This window comes from Pseudomonas sp. Q2-TVG4-2, from assembly GCF_013620795.1.
In the GTDB taxonomy this organism is placed as follows: domain Bacteria; phylum Pseudomonadota; class Gammaproteobacteria; order Pseudomonadales; family Pseudomonadaceae; genus Stutzerimonas.
Window position 1 is genome coordinate 243,096 of sequence record NZ_LGLW01000003.1, and the last position, 17,870, is coordinate 260,965.

Annotated in this window: 17 protein-coding genes; 7 read left to right on the plus strand and 10 right to left on the minus strand. The window is 62.3% G+C overall.

Annotated features, from left to right (window positions below; translation table 11 throughout):
- Positions 1 to 126: 126 nt before the first annotated feature.
- Positions 127 to 2,136 (minus strand): DNA helicase Rep, encoded by a 2,010-nt coding sequence (gene rep, locus H3028_RS07530; protein WP_181296412.1) that lies wholly within the window; start codon positions 2,134 to 2,136, stop codon positions 127 to 129.
- A gap of 261 nt (positions 2,137 to 2,397) precedes the next feature.
- On the opposite strand from rep, the gene H3028_RS07535 reads away from it, so the two are divergent.
- The gene (locus H3028_RS07535; RefSeq protein WP_181296542.1) at positions 2,398 to 4,041 is read left to right on the plus strand and encodes a bifunctional diguanylate cyclase/phosphodiesterase; all 1,644 of its coding nucleotides are present in this window, start codon (positions 2,398 to 2,400) and stop codon (positions 4,039 to 4,041) included.
- Positions 4,042 to 4,069: 28 nt separating this feature from the next.
- Here the strand turns inward: H3028_RS07535 and H3028_RS07540 are convergent, their stop codons facing one another.
- From H3028_RS07540 to H3028_RS07550, 3 genes are all read right to left on the minus strand, one after another.
- Complete coding sequence (locus H3028_RS07540; protein WP_181296413.1) at positions 4,070 to 6,034, minus strand: choline BCCT transporter BetT; 1,965 nt, start codon at positions 6,032 to 6,034, stop codon at positions 4,070 to 4,072.
- A gap of 216 nt (positions 6,035 to 6,250) precedes the next feature.
- Complete coding sequence (locus H3028_RS07545; protein ID WP_181296414.1) at positions 6,251 to 7,750, minus strand: YifB family Mg chelatase-like AAA ATPase; 1,500 nt, start codon at positions 7,748 to 7,750, stop codon at positions 6,251 to 6,253.
- 32 nt (positions 7,751 to 7,782) lie between these two features.
- A complete protein-coding gene (locus H3028_RS07550) occupies positions 7,783 to 8,046 on the minus strand; it encodes an accessory factor UbiK family protein (RefSeq protein WP_181296415.1) in 264 nt (87 codons plus the stop codon).
- Between the two features lie 393 nt (positions 8,047 to 8,439).
- On the opposite strand from H3028_RS07550, the gene glnK reads away from it, so the two are divergent.
- From glnK to sutA, 5 genes are all read left to right on the plus strand, one after another.
- Complete coding sequence (gene glnK / locus H3028_RS07555; protein ID WP_003096476.1) at positions 8,440 to 8,778, plus strand: P-II family nitrogen regulator; 339 nt, start codon at positions 8,440 to 8,442, stop codon at positions 8,776 to 8,778.
- A gap of 133 nt (positions 8,779 to 8,911) precedes the next feature.
- Positions 8,912 to 10,228 (plus strand): ammonium transporter, encoded by a 1,317-nt coding sequence (locus H3028_RS07560; protein ID WP_181296416.1) that lies wholly within the window; start codon positions 8,912 to 8,914, stop codon positions 10,226 to 10,228.
- Positions 10,229 to 10,306: 78 nt separating this feature from the next.
- Positions 10,307 to 11,560, plus strand: coding sequence for an ammonium transporter (locus H3028_RS07565; RefSeq protein ID WP_181296417.1), 1,254 nt, complete (start codon positions 10,307 to 10,309; stop codon positions 11,558 to 11,560).
- A 97-nt stretch (positions 11,561 to 11,657) separates the two neighbouring features.
- The gene (locus tag H3028_RS07570) at positions 11,658 to 12,083 is read left to right on the plus strand and encodes a secondary thiamine-phosphate synthase enzyme YjbQ (RefSeq protein ID WP_181296418.1); all 426 of its coding nucleotides are present in this window, start codon (positions 11,658 to 11,660) and stop codon (positions 12,081 to 12,083) included.
- Positions 12,084 to 12,157: 74 nt separating this feature from the next.
- The gene (gene sutA / locus H3028_RS07575; RefSeq protein WP_181296419.1) at positions 12,158 to 12,496 is read left to right on the plus strand and encodes a transcriptional regulator SutA; all 339 of its coding nucleotides are present in this window, start codon (positions 12,158 to 12,160) and stop codon (positions 12,494 to 12,496) included.
- 147 nt (positions 12,497 to 12,643) lie between these two features.
- Here the strand turns inward: sutA and H3028_RS07580 are convergent, their stop codons facing one another.
- The 6 genes from H3028_RS07580 to H3028_RS07605 form a co-directional block, all read right to left on the minus strand.
- Positions 12,644 to 13,339, minus strand: a complete 696-nt coding sequence (locus H3028_RS07580; RefSeq protein WP_181296420.1) for an HAD family hydrolase — start codon at positions 13,337 to 13,339, stop codon at positions 12,644 to 12,646.
- Complete coding sequence (gene xerC / locus H3028_RS07585; protein WP_181296421.1) at positions 13,336 to 14,235, minus strand: tyrosine recombinase XerC; 900 nt, start codon at positions 14,233 to 14,235, stop codon at positions 13,336 to 13,338. Before xerC ends, H3028_RS07580 begins: the two co-directional genes overlap by 4 nt.
- A gap of 108 nt (positions 14,236 to 14,343) precedes the next feature.
- Positions 14,344 to 15,039 (minus strand): DUF484 family protein, encoded by a 696-nt coding sequence (locus H3028_RS07590; protein ID WP_181296422.1) that lies wholly within the window; start codon positions 15,037 to 15,039, stop codon positions 14,344 to 14,346.
- Positions 15,036 to 15,866 (minus strand): diaminopimelate epimerase, encoded by an 831-nt coding sequence (dapF, locus tag H3028_RS07595; RefSeq protein ID WP_181296423.1) that lies wholly within the window; start codon positions 15,864 to 15,866, stop codon positions 15,036 to 15,038. Before dapF ends, H3028_RS07590 begins: the two co-directional genes overlap by 4 nt.
- Before the next feature lie 10 nt (positions 15,867 to 15,876).
- Positions 15,877 to 17,124, minus strand: coding sequence for a diaminopimelate decarboxylase (lysA, locus tag H3028_RS07600; RefSeq protein WP_181296424.1), 1,248 nt, complete (start codon positions 17,122 to 17,124; stop codon positions 15,877 to 15,879).
- A 12-nt stretch (positions 17,125 to 17,136) separates the two neighbouring features.
- On the minus strand, positions 17,137 to 17,277 hold the full coding sequence (locus H3028_RS07605; protein WP_019341253.1) for a lipoprotein: 141 nt from the start codon (positions 17,275 to 17,277) through the stop codon (positions 17,137 to 17,139).
- Positions 17,278 to 17,479: 202 nt separating this feature from the next.
- On the opposite strand from H3028_RS07605, the gene cyaY reads away from it, so the two are divergent.
- Complete coding sequence (gene cyaY, locus H3028_RS07610; protein ID WP_181296425.1) at positions 17,480 to 17,812, plus strand: iron donor protein CyaY; 333 nt, start codon at positions 17,480 to 17,482, stop codon at positions 17,810 to 17,812.
- Positions 17,813 to 17,870 lie beyond the last annotated feature (58 nt).

Sequence of the window (17,870 nt, forward strand, 5' to 3'; positions counted from 1 at the left end):
TCCACCGTGATCCCGCTCGGTGGAGCGCCGCCCCAAGAATTGGTTAAGCGCCACCCGGTGGATCGCCACCCGGTGGATCGGTGAAGCGTGATCCACCCTGCGTCTGCTTGAGCCGCGCTGGCGCCGCTAGCGCTTCAGCATCGCGCGCATCGCCGCCAGCGCGTCATTGCCGCGCGCGGCCTTGACCTCCACTGGTGCATCTTCCTGGCCTTCCCATTCCAGGTCTTCCTGCGGCAGTTCGTCGAGGAAGCGGCTGGGCATGCACTCGATGATCTCGCCGTACTGCTTGCGCTTGGCGGCGAAGGTCATCGCCAGGTTCTGCCGCGCACGGGTGATGCCGACGTAGGCCAGGCGGCGTTCTTCCTCGATGGTATCGGCCTCGATGCTGGAGCGGTGCGGGAGAATTTCCTCCTCCATGCCGAGGATGAACACGTAGGGAAACTCCAGCCCCTTGGACGCATGCAGCGTCATCATCTGCACGCCTTCTGCGCCTTCCTCCTCTTCCTGTTGACGCTCGAGCATGTCGCGCAGCACCAGCTTGGCAATGGCTTCCTCGATGGTCATCTCGCCTTCTTCGTCGCGCTCAAGGGTGTTCTTTAGCGCATCGATGAGAAACCAGACATTACCCATGCGGAAATCCGCGGCCTTGTCGCTGGAGGTTTGCGCACGCACCCAGGTCTCGTAGTCGATGTCCATGACCATGCTGCGCAGCGCGGCGATTGGATCGTTCTGCGCACATTGCTGGCGCAGGTTGTCCATGTAGCGCTTGAAGCGTGACAGGCGATCGGTGAAGCGGCTGTCCAGATGCTCGCCGAGCCCCATCTCGTCGCAGGCGGTGTACATGGAGATCTTGCGTTCGGTGGCGTAGTTGCCGAGCTTCTCCAGGGTGGTCGAACCGATCTCCCGCCGCGGTACGTTGATGACGCGCAGAAAGGCATTGTCGTCGTCGGGGTTCACCAGCAAGCGGAAGTACGACATCAAGTCCTTCACTTCCTGGCGGCCGAAGAAACTGGTGCCGCCGGACAGACGATAGGGGATCTGGTGGTGCTGCAGCTTCAGCTCGATCAGCTTGGCCTGGTAGTTGCCGCGGTAGAGAATGGCGAAATCGCTGTAAGGACGTTCGGTCTTCAGGTGCAACGTGAGAATTTCCATCGCCACGCGCTCGGCCTCGGCTTCCTCGTTGCGGCAGCGGATTACGCGGATCGGGTCGCCGTGGCCCATCTCCGACCACAACTGTTTCTCGAACGCGTGCGGGTTATTGGCGATCAGGATATTCGCGCACTTGAGGATGCGGCTGGTGGAGCGGTAGTTCTGCTCAAGCATCACCACTTTCAGTGAGGGGAAGTCGTCCTTCAGCTGCATCAGGTTTTCCGGCCGCGCGCCGCGCCAGGCATAGATCGACTGATCGTCGTCGCCCACCACGGTGAAGTGCGCGCGCTCCTGGACCAGGAGCTTCACCAGAAGGTACTGGCTGGCGTTAGTGTCCTGGTATTCATCCACCAGCATGTAGCGGACCTTGTTGCGCCACTTTTCCAGCACATCGGGGTGATTCTGGAACAGCTTCACCGGCTGCATGATCAGGTCGTCGAAATCCACCGCGTTGTACGCCTTGAGCGTGCGCTGGTAGTGGGTATAGACGATCGCGGCGGTCTGTTCCTTCGGGTTGCGCGCGTTGGCCAGCGCCTCCTCGGGTACGATCAGGTCGTTCTTCCAGCTGCCGATGTAATTCTTGATCTCGTCGACCCCGTCATCACCGGCGTATTCTTTCTGCATGATGTCGGTCAGCAGCGCCTTGATGTCGCCCTCGTCGAAGATTGAAAAGCCGGGTTTGTAGCCGAGCTTGGCGTATTCCTTGCGGATGATGTTCAGGCCGAGGTTGTGGAAGGTCGACACGGTCAATCCGCGGCCTTCGCCGCCGCGCAGCAGGCTGCTGACGCGCTCTTTCATCTCGCGCGCGGCCTTGTTGGTGAAGGTCACGGCGACGATGTACTGCGCACGGATGCCGCACTGCTGGATCAGGTAGGCGATCTTGCGGGTGATCACGCTGGTCTTGCCGGAACCGGCGCCGGCGAGCACCAGCATCGGGCCGCCGACGTAGTTCACGGCTTCCTGTTGCCGGGGGTTGAGTCGGGACATTCTCGTTTGGTCTGTTGGAGCGGGGGCGAGAGTTTAGCAGGGCTGGCCGAGCAAAATGGGGCCGCCTGAGCTCTGTGCCTACCAGTCGTCGCCAGTAGGGAATGGAACGAGGACTGAATGCTTTAGTCTAGAGGCGCGGGGCCCGTTTTCGGCTGTTCAGCCCGCCGGGCCGCTTCACACCGAATGTGTACCGTCGAGGTGGCCAGTCATTTTCTGCTCCGCACGCACCGGGGAAACAACGTGACATTGCCCGTACAACCTATGCGCCTGGTTTTGCTGGCCGACGAGCCTGAGTGGGGCGAGCGCCTGCGCGTCGCGCTGACGGCGCTGCGTAGCCATCATCTGCTGTTGGTCGCCGGCTGCTGGCAGGAGGTATCTGCGCATCTGGCCGACGTCGGACATACGCTGGTACTCACCACGCCGCAGCATCGTCCTGCTTCGGGTCGTTTCCCCTGGCCTACCATCCTTCTGCTCGACGAAGAGCCCGACGAGGCGCCCGAAGGCGTTGTGGATTGGCTGGTGGGCTCGCAGTTCACCCCCGATGTGTTGCGCCGGTGCCTGCGCTACGCCCGCGAACGCTGCAGCCTTCACGCCACGCTGCAACGCCTGGCAGAGCAGGACCCGCTGACCGGCATCGCCAATCGTCAAGGATTCCGCGCTTTGCTCGAGGCCCAACTGGCCGAGCATGACGGCGAAGGTTTGGCGCTGGGGTTGCTAGATATGGACAATTTTCGTCGAGTCAACGACGCCCTCGGTCATCAGGCCGGTGATCGGTTGATCCTGCAGGTCGTGGCGCGTTTGAAAGCGCAGCTCGAGGTGGGCGATCGAGTCGCTCGGTTGGGGGGCGATGAATTCGCGCTGCTGCTCGATACCGCACGCCGCTCCGGGCGCGCTGAAAAGGTGGCCGACCGTGTGGTGGAGGCGCTGGCCGAGCCGTATTGGCTCGATGGTGAAAGTCTGATGCTCGGCTGCAGCCTCGGGCTGGCCCATGCCAAGGCCGATAGCGATGCCGATCAGCTGTCGTGGCTGGCGCAGGTTGCGATGCGCCACGCCAAAGCCAGGCAAGGGTGCACCTGGTATCTCTACAACGAGCGGGTCAATCGCAGCGCCAGCAGCCTGGCGGACCTCGAAGGCGAGTTGCGCCGAGCGTTACGCCGCGACGATCTGGAGCTGCATTACCAGCCGCGATTGTGCATTGCGACCGGACGCATCATTGGGTTGGAAGCGTTGGTGCGATGGCGTCATGCCTCGCGCGGCCTGCTCGCGCCGAATGAGTTCATTCCGATGGCGGAGGAGAGCGGGCTGATAGTGCCGTTGGGTTACTGGGTCATTTCCCGGGCGCTGCGTGACATGCAGTGCCTTCGCGAGAGCGGTGCAGGCGAACTGCATATGGCCGTCAATCTGTCGTTCCGGCAGTTTCAGGACAGCCAGCTGCTGGTCACTCTGCAGCGGTTGATCGAGGAGCGCGGTGTGGACCCGCACTGGCTGGAATTCGAACTCACCGAAACCGCCGTGATGCGCCGCAGCGAACAAGTCAGCGGCACCATGACTGCACTGGCGGAGCTCGGCGTGCGTTTTTCGCTGGATGATTTCGGTACCGGTTTTTCATCGTTCGTTCACCTGAACAGGCTGCCCATCAGCCTGCTGAAGATCGACAAGAGCTTCGTCGATGGCATAACAACCAAGACGGACAACAGCCTGGTGCAGGCCATGATCGGCCTGGCCCATAAGTTGGGGCTGGAAGTGGTGGCCGAAGGCGTAGAACAGATCGCCCAGCTGAAGCTGCTGGAACGCTATGGTGCCAACCAGGTACAGGGCTATCTGATCAGCAAGCCCCTGCCGCTGGCGGAGCTGGAAAAATACCTGAGTGACCGCGACCAGCCGGAGAGCGTTGCCGAAGGCTAAGCCAACCGCAAAGCTCTCCGGCGACCGCTTATCGGACCATGTGCAGGAAGTGCATGTGCTTTTCGTACTGGTCGAGGATGTCGCCGATGACGCCCTCACGGCTCCAGCCCATCACGTCGTAGTTCTGCCCGCCTTCCTTGAGATGCACCTCGGCGCGGAAGTAGGTGGGCTCGTCGCCGTCGGTCTCATTGGCGACGAAACTCGGCATCGGATAGCCGCGCGGGCGAATCTGGTAGATGAAGTCAGGTGCGCCCTCGTGGGTGATCTGCAGCCCGGTACGGTTGTCCTCATCAGTAGTCAGTTCAACGCCGTAGCCCTGCTGGCGCAACTCATCTGCCACGGCCGCACAGGCTGGGGTTGCGATTTCGCTAATGAAGCGCTCAACGTCGCGGCGGCGCGGGTACTTGGTCAGGCTCTGCACCCGGCGACGCCATCCGCCCTCTTGCGGCGCTGTAGGCGTGGTACTGATCGTTTGGTAACGCAGGCCCTGTTTGGTGGCATCGACGCGCAGCGCTTTGAGCAGGCCCCACATGGCGCAGAGCAGTACCAGGGTGAAAGGCAGGGCGCTGGCAATGGTCGCAGTCTGTAGCGCGGTCAGGCCATCGGCGAGCAGCAGGGCAATAGCCACGGCGCCCATGGAACAGGCCCAGAAGACGCGTTGCCAGGCTGGCGTCTGGCCTTCGCCACCGGAGGCGAGCATGTCGACGACCAGCGCGCCGGAGTCCGCCGAAGTGACGAAGAACACCACCACCATGATGATCGCGATCAGCGATAGCAGCGAGGCGAATGGGAAATGCTCGAGGAAGGCGAACAGCGCGAGGGAGCTGTCGCGTTCGATGGCTTCACCCAGGCTGGTGACGTGGTCCCACAGAATCATGTGGATGGCCGTGTCGCCGAACACTGTCATCCACAGCAAGGTGAAGGCGGTTGGCACGAGCAATACGCCGGTAACGAACTCTCGGATGGTGCGGCCACGGGAAATACGCGCGATGAATAGGCCGACGAAGGGCGACCAGGCCAGCCACCAGCCCCAATAGAACAGCGTCCAGCCGCCGATCCAGTCGTTGGGCTCGTAGGCGTAGAGGTTGAAGGTGGCGGTGACGATCTGCGAGAAGTAGTTACCAGTGTTCTGCACGAAGGTCTGCAGGATAAATACGGTTGGGCCGGCAATCAGTACCAGCAGCAACAACAGCACGGCCAGCGTCAGGTTCAGTTCGGACAGTCGGCGTACACCCTTGTCCAGGCCGGTGACCACCGAGATGGTCGCCAGCAGCGTGGTGCCCGCGATCAGTGCAATCTGCACCGGTACTGAAATCGGCAATCCATACAGGTGATTCAGGCCGGTATTGATCTGCGTAACGCCCAGGCCCAACGAGGTGGCCACGCCGAGCACGGTGCCGATGATGGCGAAGATGTCCACAGCGTGACCAATGGGCCCGTAAATGCGTTCGCCGATCAGCGGGTACAGGGCTGAGCGCAGCGTGAGTGGCAGACCCTGGCGATAGCTGAAATACGCCAGAATCATCGCCACGATGGCGTAGATGGCCCAGGCATGCAGGCCCCAGTGGAAGAAGGTGATCTTCATTGCTTCACGTGCGGCAGCAACCGTGCCACCTTCGCCAACCGGTGGCGAGAGGAAGTGCATGACCGGCTCGGCCACGCCGAAGAACATCAGGCCGATGCCCATACCTGCCGAGAACAGCATCGAGAACCAGGTCAGATGGCTGTAGTCCGGCTCACTGTGGTCGGGACCGAGTTTGATTTCCCCATAACGGCTGAGCGCCAGCAGTACGACCATCAGCAGGATGATCGCAACGGCAAGAATATAGAGCCAGCTGACGTTGGCGATGATCCAGGCCTGAACCTCGCTGAAGACACTTTGGGCGTGTTCCGGGGTGGCGACGCTGTAGATCACCAGCAGCAGAATCAGAACGGCAGAGCCGTAGAAAACGGGGGGGTTTAGCGTGGGAGAAGAAGACTTTTTGGCCTCCATGCTGCGCTCCTTAATTACCGATTCGGGAGTGGCCGCCTGTGGCGAAGAGGGCGCAATCTAACATACTGGTCAGCTTTCGACCGGGCCCGTTCCGCGTCGACGAAGGTGCTACCGAGGATGTGACCGCTTGAAAGGGCAGGTTGCAGCAAGCGTTCTTATCTTATTTGCAACCGCTCGATGGGTGCCGGCATCGTCGCCCAGATGCCGGTTAGCGGCTTAGCCCGCCTGGCTGCTGGGACGATATTGCAGAGCTTCGGCCAGGTGCGGGCGGCCAATGGACTCGACCTGCTGCAGGTCTGCCAGTGTGCGCGCCACTTTGAGGATCCGGTGTGCGGCCCGTAGCGACAAGCCGAGGCGCTCACAGGCGCGTTCAAGCCACTGCTGATCGTCGGCTTGCAGCCGGCAATGGCTGCGCAGGCCGGCCAGATCGAGGAAGGCGTTGGCGCAACCCTGACGCTGGAGCTGGATGCGCCGTGCATCAGCCACCTGTTCGGCGACCAACAGGGTGGTTTCGTGACTGGCCGGTGGGGCATTCAGCGCGGTGGCTTCGCGGGCAACCGTCAGGTGCAGGTCGATGCGGTCCAGCAACGGCCCGGACAGCTTGCCACGGTAGCGCTGGATCTGGTCCGGTGAGCAGCGGCAACGCCCGCTGGGATCACCCAGGTAACCACAGGGACAGGGATTCATCGCCGCAACCAATTGGAATCGCGCCGGAAAGCGCACCTTGTCGCGGGCTCGGGCGATAACGATGCAGCCTGATTCCAGCGGCTCGCGAAGCACCTCCAGTACCTTGCGGTCGAACTCCGGCAATTCATCCAGAAACAGCACGCCCTGGTGCGCCAGGGTGATTTCGCCCGGCCGCGGCCGGCTGCCTCCGCCAACCAGTGCCGGGCCCGAGGCGCTGTGATGGGGCTGCCGAAACGGCCGCTGCGGCCAGTGCTGCAGCGGCGACTGGCTGGCGACTGAGTGGATGGCCGCGACTTCCAGCGCTTCCTGTTCTTCAAGCGGCGGCAGCAAGCCGGGAAGACGGCTGGCTAGCAGCGTTTTGCCCGTGCCAGGCGGGCCGGAAAAAAGCAGGTTGTGCGCGCCCGCGGCGGCCACCAGCAGGCCGCGCTTGGCGGCCGCTTGACCCTGTACATCGGCCAGGTCGGGGTAGGGCAGCACCTGGCGCAGCAGGCCTTGTGCCTGGAAGGGCGGGATGATTGTTGCGCCGTTAAAGTGCGCGGCCACCTCAAGCAGGTGATCGGCGGCATAGACGATCAGGCCGGACGCCAGGCTGGCTTCTTCGGCATTTGCCTTTGGCACCAGCAGGGCGCGGCCGGCCTGGCGTGCAGCCAGCGCGGCGGGCAGCACGCCCTGGACGGATCGTAGCGCGCCGGACAGGGCCAGCTCACCCAGGCACTCCAGGGTGTCGAGGCGATCCGCGGGAATCTGTCCACTCGCCGCAAGAATGCCCAGGGCAATGGCCAGGTCAAAGCGGCCGCCATCTTTCGGCAGATCAGCAGGGGCGAGATTGAGGGTGATGCGGCGGGCTGGGAAGTCGAATCCGGAGGTAAGGATCGCGCTGCGCACGCGGTCCTTGCTCTCCTTGACCGCAGTCTCCGGCAGGCCGACCAATGCCAGTGAAGGCAGTCCATTGGCGAGGTGCGCTTCCACCGTCACGGTGGGGGCTTCCACGCCCACCTGGGCGCGGCTATGGACGATTGCGAGGGACATCCGATCACTCCTTGATCGTGACGCCTTCCGGTCTATTCGGACGCGGGCGGCGCGAGTTTCTCTTCCAGTTCGGCGACCTTGGTTTCCAGGGCTTCAAGACGCGCTCGGGTACGTGCGAGGACAACCATCTGGCTGTCGAACTCATCGCGGCTAACAACATCCAGCTTGCTCAGCGCGCCCTGCACGATTCCTTTGAGCTGCGCTTCGATTTCAGGACGGGGCAGCGACGTTTCGCCGTTGAACAGGCGCGAAGCCTGGGAGCCGATGGCATCGAGAAGAGCTTTGGGTGGGAACATGAGCATCACCTGTTTCTGAGCGGCCAGCAGTGTAGCACGGCCTGTCTGGGGGCGATTTTTGCCAGCGTGCACGTTTATGGACAGGCGTTTGCGTCTCGGTGCGCAGTATTGGTGCGCGGTTTCGCTGATCCGCGAGCGGTGCGGTCGCGCGCTGACGCCATGGAACGCGCCAGGCCGGACCTTTCGGAAAGCTGGCACTGATTCTGCTTGGTGGCCCATGACGATGCACCAGAGCGTTGCGGTGCCAAGGCGATTCGGGACGTTTCGTCGGTTTGGCTGATGGTGTCGGGAGTCGTTCGGCTACGCCGGCGCGTTACAAGAGCCAGACACTGAGCTTAGACTTGAACCGGGTTCGTACTTCTGGGGCAAGTCCACCTAAACGGGAGAAGTTTAATGAAACTAGTCACTGCCATCATCAAGCCGTTCAAGCTGGACGACGTACGCGAGTCATTGTCCGAGATAGGCGTTCAGGGCATCACGGTAACCGAGGTCAAGGGCTTCGGGCGCCAGAAAGGCCATACCGAACTCTATCGCGGTGCCGAATACGTGGTCGATTTCCTTCCGAAAGTGAAGATCGACGTTGCGATTGCCGACGATCAGCTCGATCGTGTGATCGAGGCCATCACCAAGGCGGCTAACACCGGCAAGATCGGTGACGGCAAGATCTTCGTCGTCAATCTGGAGCAGGCCATCCGCATCCGGACAGGCGAAACCGATACCGACGCGATCTGATCGGCCAGGTCGCGTAGCGGGCGAAGCCAGCCAGGCCAACCGAGTCTGGCTTCACACCTTCACGCACGATCCGATCATTACGATTGCCTGCCGTTAGCAGGCCTACGAACCCCCACGCCCCAGGAGTAAAACCATGACTCTGCGAAAAATCGCAGGGCTAGGAGCCCTTTTGTCTCTGATAAGCCCCGGCATCGCCATGGCGCAAGAGGCAACGCTGGATTCAGGCGATACGGCATGGATGCTTACAGCTACCGCGCTGGTCCTGTTCATGACGATTCCGGGCCTGGCGCTGTTCTACAGCGGCATGGTCCGCGCCAAAAATATCTTGTCGGTCATGATGCAATGCTTCGCCATCACTGGCCTGATGAGCATTCTCTGGATGGTCTACGGCTACAGCCTGGCGTTCGACACGACTGGCATGGAAGCGGGCATCACCAATCTCAGTTCGTTCATCGGTGGATTCGACCGCGTTTTCCTCAGCGGCCTGACCCCTGACGCCCTCACCGGTACTGTTCCGGAGAGCGTCTTTATCACCTTCCAGATGACCTTCGCCATCATCACCCCGGCGCTGATCGTCGGCGCTTTCGCCGAGCGCATGAAATTCTCCGCGATGCTGGTGTTCATGGGCGTCTGGTTCACCCTGGTCTATGCCCCGATCGCGCACATGGTCTGGGGCGGCGACGGCGGCCTGATGTGGGACTGGGGCGTGATCGACTTCGCCGGTGGCACCGTGGTGCACATCAACGCCGGTATCGCCGGGCTGGTGGCCTGCATCGTGCTCGGCAAGCGCAGGGGATTTCCAACCACACCGATGGCACCGCACAACCTGGGTCTGACGTTGATCGGTGCGGCGATGCTCTGGATCGGCTGGTTCGGCTTCAACGCCGGCTCCTCCCTGGGTGCCAACGGCACGGCCGGTATGGCAATGCTGGTGACACAGATCGCGACGGCTGCTGCGGCACTGGCCTGGATGTTCGCCGAGTGGCTGATGCACGGCAAACCCAGCGCGCTGGGCATTGCCTCGGGCGTGGTTGCCGGTCTGGTCGCCATCACCCCGGCTGCCGGCACGGTCGGTCCGATGGGAGCGCTGATCATCGGTTTGGCGTCTGGTGTCGTTTGCTTATTCTGCGCCACCAGCCTGAAGCGCAAGTTCGGCTATGACGATTCCCTGGACGCCTTTGGCGTGCATGGGGTCGGTGGCATCGTCGGTGCATTGTTGACGGGTGTATTCGCAGCGCCGGCGCTGGGCGGCTTCGGTGAGGTGGACAACATCGCGTTGCAGCTGTGGATACAGCTCAAGGGGGTGATCTTTACCGTCGTGTACACCGCCATCGTCACCTTCGTGATTCTCAAGGTGATCGACGGGGTGATGGGCCTGCGCGTCAGCGAAGAAGAAGAAACCATCGGCCTCGACCTCAGCCTGCACAACGAACGCGGCTACAACCTGTAAGCACACGGAGCGCGCCCGGAGCCAACCCGGGCGCCTTAACCGAATGGCGCCCAGGCGCTCGGCAAAAGGTGAAAAATAATGGATAGCACAGCACTGATACCCGTTCAGTACGGACTCGATACCTTTTATTTCCTCATCTGCGGCGCGCTGGTGATGTGGATGGCGGCCGGTTTCTCCATGCTCGAAGCCGGTCTGGTTCGGGCGAAGAACACCGCCGAGATCCTGACTAAGAACATCGTGCTCTACGCCGTGGCGTCGATCATGTACCTGCTGATCGGCTACTACATCATGTACTCCAGCCCGGACGGCGGCATCCTGCCGAGCCTGGGCTTCCTGATCGGTGACGAAAACGCGGCGGACGTGGTCGCCGCCGGTGGCGAAGACGCGCCGTACTACTCGACCCGCGCCGATTTCTTCTTCCAGGTGGTGTTCGCCGCGACCTGCATGTCCGTCGTTTCCGGTGCGGTAGCCGAGCGGATGAAGCTGTGGGCGTTCATCGCCTTCGCCGTGGTGATGACAGGCGTCATATACCCGGTGCAGGGCTTCTGGAAGTGGGGCGGCGGCTTCCTCGATGCAGCTGGCTTTCTCGACTTCGCAGGTTCCGGCCTGGTGCACATGGCAGGCGCCTCCGCTGCTCTGGCTGGCGTACTGCTGCTCGGTCCGCGTAATGGCAAGTACGGCCCGAACGGCCAGATCAACGCCATCCCCGGGGCGAACCTACCGTTGGCAACGCTGGGCGCGTTCATCCTCTGGATGGGCTGGTTCGGCTTCAATGGCGGTTCGCAGCTGAAAATGAGCACCATCGAAGACGCCAACGCGGTCGCTCAGGTGTTCACCAATACCAACATGGCAGCAGCCGGTGGCTTGGTCGCTGCGCTGATCACCGCCCGGCTGCTGTTCGGCAAGTCCGACCTGACCATGGTTCTGAACGGCGCGCTGGCCGGGTTGGTGGCCATTACGGCCGAACCGCTGACCCCGACCGCCCTGCAGTCTGTACTGATCGGTGGCGTCGGTGGAGTGCTGGTGGTGTTCAGCATCCTCGGCCTGGACAAGCTCAAGCTCGATGACCCGGTCGGCGCCATTTCGGTGCACGGTGTTGTCGGTATGTGGGGCCTATTGGCGGTACCGCTGACCAATGCGGACGCGACCTTCGGTGCGCAGCTGTTGGGGCTGGTTTCGATCTTCGCCTGGGTATTCATCGCCAGCCTGATTGTCTGGGGCCTTCTTAAGGCGGTGATCGGTCTGCGCGTCAGCGAAGAGGAGGAATACGAAGGGGTCGACGTCGTCGAGTGCGGCCTCGAAGCCTACCCGGAGTTCACCAGCAAGCGCTGATTGGCAAGCGGATGAGGAGGGCGCCTGCGGGCGCCCTTTGTTTTTTCTGGCGTCGCGCTAGAATGCGCCGGTTCAGGTGATCACAGAGGCTTCCAGCATGTGGCAACAGACGATGATCACGTTGCGTCCGAGGCCGCGAGGTTTTCACCTGATTACCGACGAGCTGCTTGCACAACTGCCGGAACTGCAACAATGCCCGGTCGGTCTGTTACACCTGTGGCTGCGTCATACCTCGGCCTCGCTGACTATCAACGAGAATGCCGACGGTGCGGTGCGCCGCGATTTCGAGCGGTTTTTCAATCGCCTGGTGCCGCAAGGCCAGGGCGGCTACGAACATGACTACGAAGGGCCGGATGATCTGCCGGCACATTTCAAGGCGAGTTTGCTCGGTTGCCAGGTGAGTTTGCCGGTCAGCGAGGGGCGACTGGCATTGGGGGCTTGGCAAGGTATCTATCTGGGCGAACACCGAGATCAGGGTGGCGCCAGGCAGATCCTTGCGACGCTGTACGGGATGGCAAGTTGAATTTTTTTTGGCGATGGCGAACAAAGCTCATCGCTGGGCTATAACTTCCGCTTTGGCAAGGTACGAGGTTGAACATGAGTGACGAAGAATTAGAACAAGACGATCTGGACGTTAGCGACGAGGAGGATAGCGAGGAGCTGGCCGCTGCGGACGACGGCGAGGCAGACAACGGCGCCGACGACGAGGGCACTGACAGCGAACGCGCGACCCCGACGAGCAAGAAGGCCAAGGCCAAGACGGTCGTGGTCGAGGAGTTGCCGAGCCTGGAAGCCAAGCAGAAAGAGCGTGACGAGCTGGCCCGTGCAATGGAGGAGTTCCTGGCGCGCGGTGGGCGTGTGCAGGAGGTAGAACCCAATGTCGTTGCTGACCCGCCCAAGAAGCCCGACAGCAAGTATGGCAGCCGACCTATCTGAGCCGGTGACGCCGGGATTGCACAGGCGCGCCATCTCACGCCTGTAGTGGTCGGGTCGTTACCCGGCCGCTCGTTCCCGATGCGTGACCGCAGCAAAGCCCAACACTGCCGTGTTGGGCTTTGTCGTATCTGCAGGGCGGTTAGTTGATTATGACCAGCGTGCCAGCAACGCTGGAAGCTCTGCCAGGCTTTGTACTTCAGCGTCTGGTTGGCCTTCGTGCTGCCAGGATTTGCCGCCGGGATTGAACCAGATCGCTCGAACACCGGCGCGCTGCGCCCCGCCGATATCGTCGTCAGGGTGATCGCCGATGTGCACGGCATGTTCAGCCTTCACGCCAGCGCGCTCAAGCGCTTCCTGAAACGGGCGCGGGTCCGGCTTGCCGATGCCGAGGTCTTCCGCGCACAGGGTGAACTGGAAATAGTCGGCCAGACCTAGCCGCCGCACGTCAGCATTACCGTTGGTCAGTACACCGAGTGTGTAGTGATTAGCCAGATGTTCCAGGGTGGGATGCACATCGGGGAAGAGATCAATGGCATGCCGGGCTTCCAGAAACACCTCAAACGCTTGATCGGCGATAGCGCGTGCTTCTCCATCCGGATAGCCAGCGTCATGCAGAGCGTGGAAGAGAATGCGCCGCCGCAGTTCGCTGATGCGGTGCTTCAGGCCCGGCTCGGACTCGACCAGCATGCGCCGGATCGCGGCCAGCGACTCCACCGGAAAGCCTCTTAGACGCGACGCATGTTGGTCGAGCCAGTCCCGCAGACGGATTTCCGCGCTGTGAATGACGGGGCCTACATCCCAGAGCGTGTCGTCGAGGTCGAAGGTGATCAGCTGGATACTCATTGCTCGCTGTCCTGTTTGCGTCGGGCACGTGGATGCGCCTGATCATAGACCTTGGCCAGGTGCTGGAAGTCCAAGTGTGTATAGATCTGTGTGGTGCCGATGTCAGCATGGCCGAGCAACTCCTGCACCGAGCGCAGGTCCTGAGAGGATTCCAGTATGTGACTGGCGAAGCTGTGGCGGAGCATGTGCGGATGCAGATGCTGGCCAAGTTCACGCACGCCGGCCTGGCGTACTCGGAGTTGTACCGCGCGAGCACCGAGGCGGCGCCCCTGCTGGCTAACGAACACTGCACCATCGGCGGGATTGCTCAGGGCCCGCAGCGGCAGCCAGGTCTGCAGCGCTTCGAGTGCCTTGCGACCGATGGGTAGCACGCGCTCCTTGTTGCCCTTGCCATGGACATGGACCAGTCTGGCAGACAGATCGAGCTGATCGAGGTTTAGCCCGACCAGTTCAGCCAGGCGCAATCCCGATGAATAGAACAGCTCGAGGATGGCCTGGTCGCGATGACCAATGAAGTCGTCTTCGATACCGCCGTCGAGCAGCTGCATGGCCCGGTCGGTGTCGAGCAGGCGCGGCAGACGCTTGTCGCCCTTGGGAGCGGAAATTCCAGCCGCCGGGTCATGGGCGCAGCGCCCTTCCTGATTGAGGTAACGATAGAGGCCGCGCAGCGACGACAGCAAGCGCGCCAGGCTGCGGCTGGATTGACCCTGGCGATGTTGGTCGGCGATCAATTGGCGAACGTGGGCGCTTTTCAGCTCGGCCCATTCCGCCAGATGCTGCTTCTGGCAGAAGGCCGTGGCCTTGACCAGGTCGCGCCGATAGCCATCGAGTGTATGGGGTGACACCTGCCGTTCACTGCGCAGGTGCTCGAAATAGGCGTCGAGATCGGCTTGCATCGGAAGGCTCCCATCGGTCGAAGAAGCAGCTACAGGCCTCAAGCTGCAAATAAACACGCAAGTAGCCAGCCTCGGTTCGACACTGAGCCTTCACGCCGCTGGCGTGCGCTAGCGCACCGAGCGCAGCGGTGTGGAATAGTGGGGCAGGACCCGAGTCAGCACTTCGGCGATATAACCGAGAAACAGCGTACCCAGCGAACTCTTGTAATGCTGCGGGTCCTGGCTGCCGATCGCCAGGATGCCTTGCTGCTGGCTGAGCGCGACCACTGCGGCCGAGCCGATGCCGCTGCTTTCCTCTTCACCGAACAGGAACGCCAGCTCATGCGGGCGAAGTACACCACAGACGGTCTTGCCGGTACCGAGCAGACCGCCGATGGCCTGTTGCGCCTCGGCAGCGGCCACGCTACGGCCGACCGGCAATGGTGACTCGCTGAACAGGATCAGGCTGACGTAGGGCACCTGGAACTCGTGCCGCAGGCTTTCGTCCACCGCGCCGATGATTTCTTCCAGGCTGTTGGCATCGAGCAGGTCGAGGACCAGCCGACGGGTCTTGTCGAACAACCTGTCGTTGTCGCGGGCCACGTCCATCAGTTGCGACAGGCGATGGCGCATTTCGATGTTGCGCTCGCGCAGCAGCTTCACCTGGCGTTCGACCAGCGACACCGCGCCGCCGGGCAGATGCGGGATGCGCAGCTCTGGGATCAACTCATCGTGATCGACAAAGAATTCCGGATGGGCACGCAGGTAGGCCGCAACGCTTTCGGCATCCGGCAATTGCGGCTTGTCCTGGTTTTGCTCGGTCATAGGCGAACCTGTCCTTCGAAAACGCGAACGGCGGGGCCGGTCATCATAACCGGCTGTCCTGGGCCTGCCCATTCGATGGACAGACGGCCACCCGGCAGATCGATCTGCACCGGCGAATCCATCCAGCCCTGGCGAATCGCAGCAACCGCCGCGGCGCAGGCACCGGTGCCGCACGCCTGGGTTTCCCCTGCGCCGCGTTCCCAGACCCGCAGTTTCGCGTGTTGGCGGTCGACGACTTGCAAAAAACCGGCGTTGACCCGCTGCGGGAAGCGCGGATGATGCTCGATCTTCGGTCCTAGCTCGTGCACCAGTGCGCTCGTGACGTCATCCACGCGCAGCACGGCATGCGGATTGCCCATGGACAACGCGGCGATCTCCAGCTGCTGTTGGTCGACGTCCAGTGCATAGGTGAGGCTCTCGCGGTCGGCCTGGAACGGTATGTCTGCTGGGACCAGCCGCGGCGGGCCCATGTCGACGCTGATCTGCCCATCTGGGCGGATGTCCAGCTCGATGATGCCGCCCCGGGTTTCGACGCGGATCTGCCGTTTCATGGTCAGGCGCTTGTCGAGCACAAAGCGCGCGAAGCAGCGCGCGCCGTTGCCGCATTGCTCCACTTCCGAGCCGTCGGAATTGAAGATGCGGTAGCGGAAGTCAACGTCGGGATCGTGCGGCGGCTCGACCAGCAAGAGCTGATCGAAGCCGACGCCCGTATGCCGATCACCCCATTGCTTGGCGTGTTTCGGCTGGATATGCGCGTGCTGGCTGATCAGGTCGATGACCATGAAATCGTTGCCCAGGCCGTGCATCTTGGTAAAACGCAAAAGCATCGTCGTGGCCTCAGGCAGGCAGCAGGCTTTCGCCGGCGTATAGCTCCTGCACGCTTTCGCGGCGGCGCACTTCGTAGGCTTGGTCGCCGTCTACCAGCACCTCGGCTGCACGGCCGCGGGTGTTGTAGTTGGAGCTCATGACGAAACCGTAGGCACCGGCCGAACGAACGGCCAGCAGATCGCCTTCGGCCAGGGTCAGCGAACGTTCCTTGGCGAGGAAATCGCCGGTTTCGCAGATCGGCCCGACGATGTCGTAGTGACGGGCTTCGCCTTCACGCGGCTGCACCGGTACCACATCCATCCAGGCTTGATACAGCGCCGGGCGGATCAGGTCGTTCATTGCCGCATCGACGATGGCGAAGTCCTTGTGCTCGGTGTGCTTGAGGTATTCCACGCGGGTCAGCAACAGGCCGGCGTTGGCCACGATCGAGCGACCGGGCTCGAACACCAATGCCAGATCGCGCCCGTCGATGCGCTTGCGTACGGCCTGAATGTAATCGCCGGCCAGTGGCGGCTGCTCTTCGCGATAGCGCACGCCGAGCCCGCCACCCAGATCCAGGTGCCGAATGCGGATACCACGCACCGCCAGGCGATCAATCAGTGCCAACAGGCGGTCGAGCGCGTCGAGGAACGGCGGCAGGCTGGTGAGCTGGGAGCCGATATGGCAATCGACGCCGACCACGTCAAGGTTGCTCAGCTCGTGCGCTCGCAGGTAGACCGCTTCGGCATCGGCGATGGCGATGCCGAACTTGTTTTCCTTGAGACCCGTGGAAATGTACGGATGGGTGCCGGCATCGACGTCGGGATTGACCCGCAGCGACACCGGTGCCATCACGCCGAGCTCGGCGGCAACCTGCTGCAGGCGTTCGAGCTCCTCGGTGGATTCGACGTTAAAGCAGTGCACGCCGACTTCCAGGGCGCGGCGCATGTCGTCACGGGTCTTGCCGACGCCGGAGAATACGATGCGTTCCGGCAGGCCACCAGCGGCCAGCACGCGCTCCAGTTCGCCGCGCGAAACGATGTCGAAGCCGGCGCCAAGCCGCGCCAATACGTTCAGTACGCCCAGGTTCGAGTTCGCTTTGACGGCGAAGCAGACCAGATGCGGCATGCCCGTCAGGGCATCGGCATAGGCGCGGTATTGAGCCTCGATATGGGCGCGCGAGTAGACGTAGGTAGGGGTGCCGAAGCGTTGCGCGAGAGCGGGCAGCGCCACACCCTCCGCGAAGAGTTGACCGTCGCGGTACGAGAAGGCCTCCATGGAATGCCTCCTTTACAGTTCGAAACGGTCTTTGGAACGTTCTTTGGCGGTTGCCTCGTCGTCCGGGAGATAAAGCGGGCCTTTCTGGCCGCAGCCGGTAAGTGCGGAAGCGAGAACCGCGAGTGCAATGAGTGGAAGCAATAGACGCTTCATTGGGGTGCAATCCTAGAAAAATCGATGGGCCGGAGTATACCCAGCACCCGTCGGATTGCCTATTCGGCCGCGCTGGCTGGCACCGGCGCCGAGCGGCTGGTCGGACAGTCGCTCGCTAGACGCGGCGGTGGCCTGCTAAGCTCGCCGGCAACGTCGGTGGCCCTGGTGCCGCCGTACAACCCGTACCGAAGGAAATCGATTCATGAGTCTGAGCGAAGCCCGGTTTCACGATCTTGTCGACGCCGCGCAGGAAGAAATCGAAGATGTGTTCGATCACAGTGGTATGGATGTCGACCTGGAAAATTCTGGTGGCGTCCTTACGGTGCGTTTCGAAAACGGCACGCAGCTTATCTTCAGCCGCCAGCCGCCGCTGCGCCAATTATGGGTGGCGGCGCGCTCGGGCGGCTTCCACTTCGATTATGACGAAGCGTCCTCGTTGTGGATCTGCGACTCCAATGACGAGCGCCTTGGCGAGCTCTTGACCCGCGTCACGCAGGAACAGGGTGGCGAAGGGCTCGACTTCGAGGAGCTATGAGACGAGACGTTACCTGACCTGGGTCGCTGCGAGCGACCTTGATCTGGCCCCCCTTGCT

What these genes read in the sequence shown, in the direction of transcription:
- rep (WP_181296412.1), bottom strand. Translation starts at nt 2,136, where the DNA reads ATGTCCCGACTCAACCCCCGGCAACAGGAAGCCGTGAACTACGTCGGC.
- H3028_RS07535 (WP_181296542.1), top strand. Translation starts at nt 2,398, where the DNA reads ATGCGCCTGGTTTTGCTGGCCGACGAGCCTGAGTGGGGCGAGCGCCTG.
- H3028_RS07540 (WP_181296413.1), bottom strand. Translation starts at nt 6,034, where the DNA reads ATGGAGGCCAAAAAGTCTTCTTCTCCCACGCTAAACCCCCCCGTTTTC.
- H3028_RS07545 (WP_181296414.1), bottom strand. Translation starts at nt 7,750, where the DNA reads ATGTCCCTCGCAATCGTCCATAGCCGCGCCCAGGTGGGCGTGGAAGCC.
- H3028_RS07550 (WP_181296415.1), bottom strand. Translation starts at nt 8,046, where the DNA reads ATGTTCCCACCCAAAGCTCTTCTCGATGCCATCGGCTCCCAGGCTTCG.
- glnK (WP_003096476.1), top strand. Translation starts at nt 8,440, where the DNA reads ATGAAACTAGTCACTGCCATCATCAAGCCGTTCAAGCTGGACGACGTA.
- H3028_RS07560 (WP_181296416.1), top strand. Translation starts at nt 8,912, where the DNA reads ATGACTCTGCGAAAAATCGCAGGGCTAGGAGCCCTTTTGTCTCTGATA.
- H3028_RS07565 (WP_181296417.1), top strand. Translation starts at nt 10,307, where the DNA reads ATGGATAGCACAGCACTGATACCCGTTCAGTACGGACTCGATACCTTT.
- H3028_RS07570 (WP_181296418.1), top strand. Translation starts at nt 11,658, where the DNA reads ATGTGGCAACAGACGATGATCACGTTGCGTCCGAGGCCGCGAGGTTTT.
- sutA (WP_181296419.1), top strand. Translation starts at nt 12,158, where the DNA reads ATGAGTGACGAAGAATTAGAACAAGACGATCTGGACGTTAGCGACGAG.
- H3028_RS07580 (WP_181296420.1), bottom strand. Translation starts at nt 13,339, where the DNA reads ATGAGTATCCAGCTGATCACCTTCGACCTCGACGACACGCTCTGGGAT.
- xerC (WP_181296421.1), bottom strand. Translation starts at nt 14,235, where the DNA reads ATGCAAGCCGATCTCGACGCCTATTTCGAGCACCTGCGCAGTGAACGG.
- H3028_RS07590 (WP_181296422.1), bottom strand. Translation starts at nt 15,039, where the DNA reads ATGACCGAGCAAAACCAGGACAAGCCGCAATTGCCGGATGCCGAAAGC.
- dapF (WP_181296423.1), bottom strand. Translation starts at nt 15,866, where the DNA reads ATGCTTTTGCGTTTTACCAAGATGCACGGCCTGGGCAACGATTTCATG.
- lysA (WP_181296424.1), bottom strand. Translation starts at nt 17,124, where the DNA reads ATGGAGGCCTTCTCGTACCGCGACGGTCAACTCTTCGCGGAGGGTGTG.
- H3028_RS07605 (WP_019341253.1), bottom strand. Translation starts at nt 17,277, where the DNA reads ATGAAGCGTCTATTGCTTCCACTCATTGCACTCGCGGTTCTCGCTTCC.
- cyaY (WP_181296425.1), top strand. Translation starts at nt 17,480, where the DNA reads ATGAGTCTGAGCGAAGCCCGGTTTCACGATCTTGTCGACGCCGCGCAG.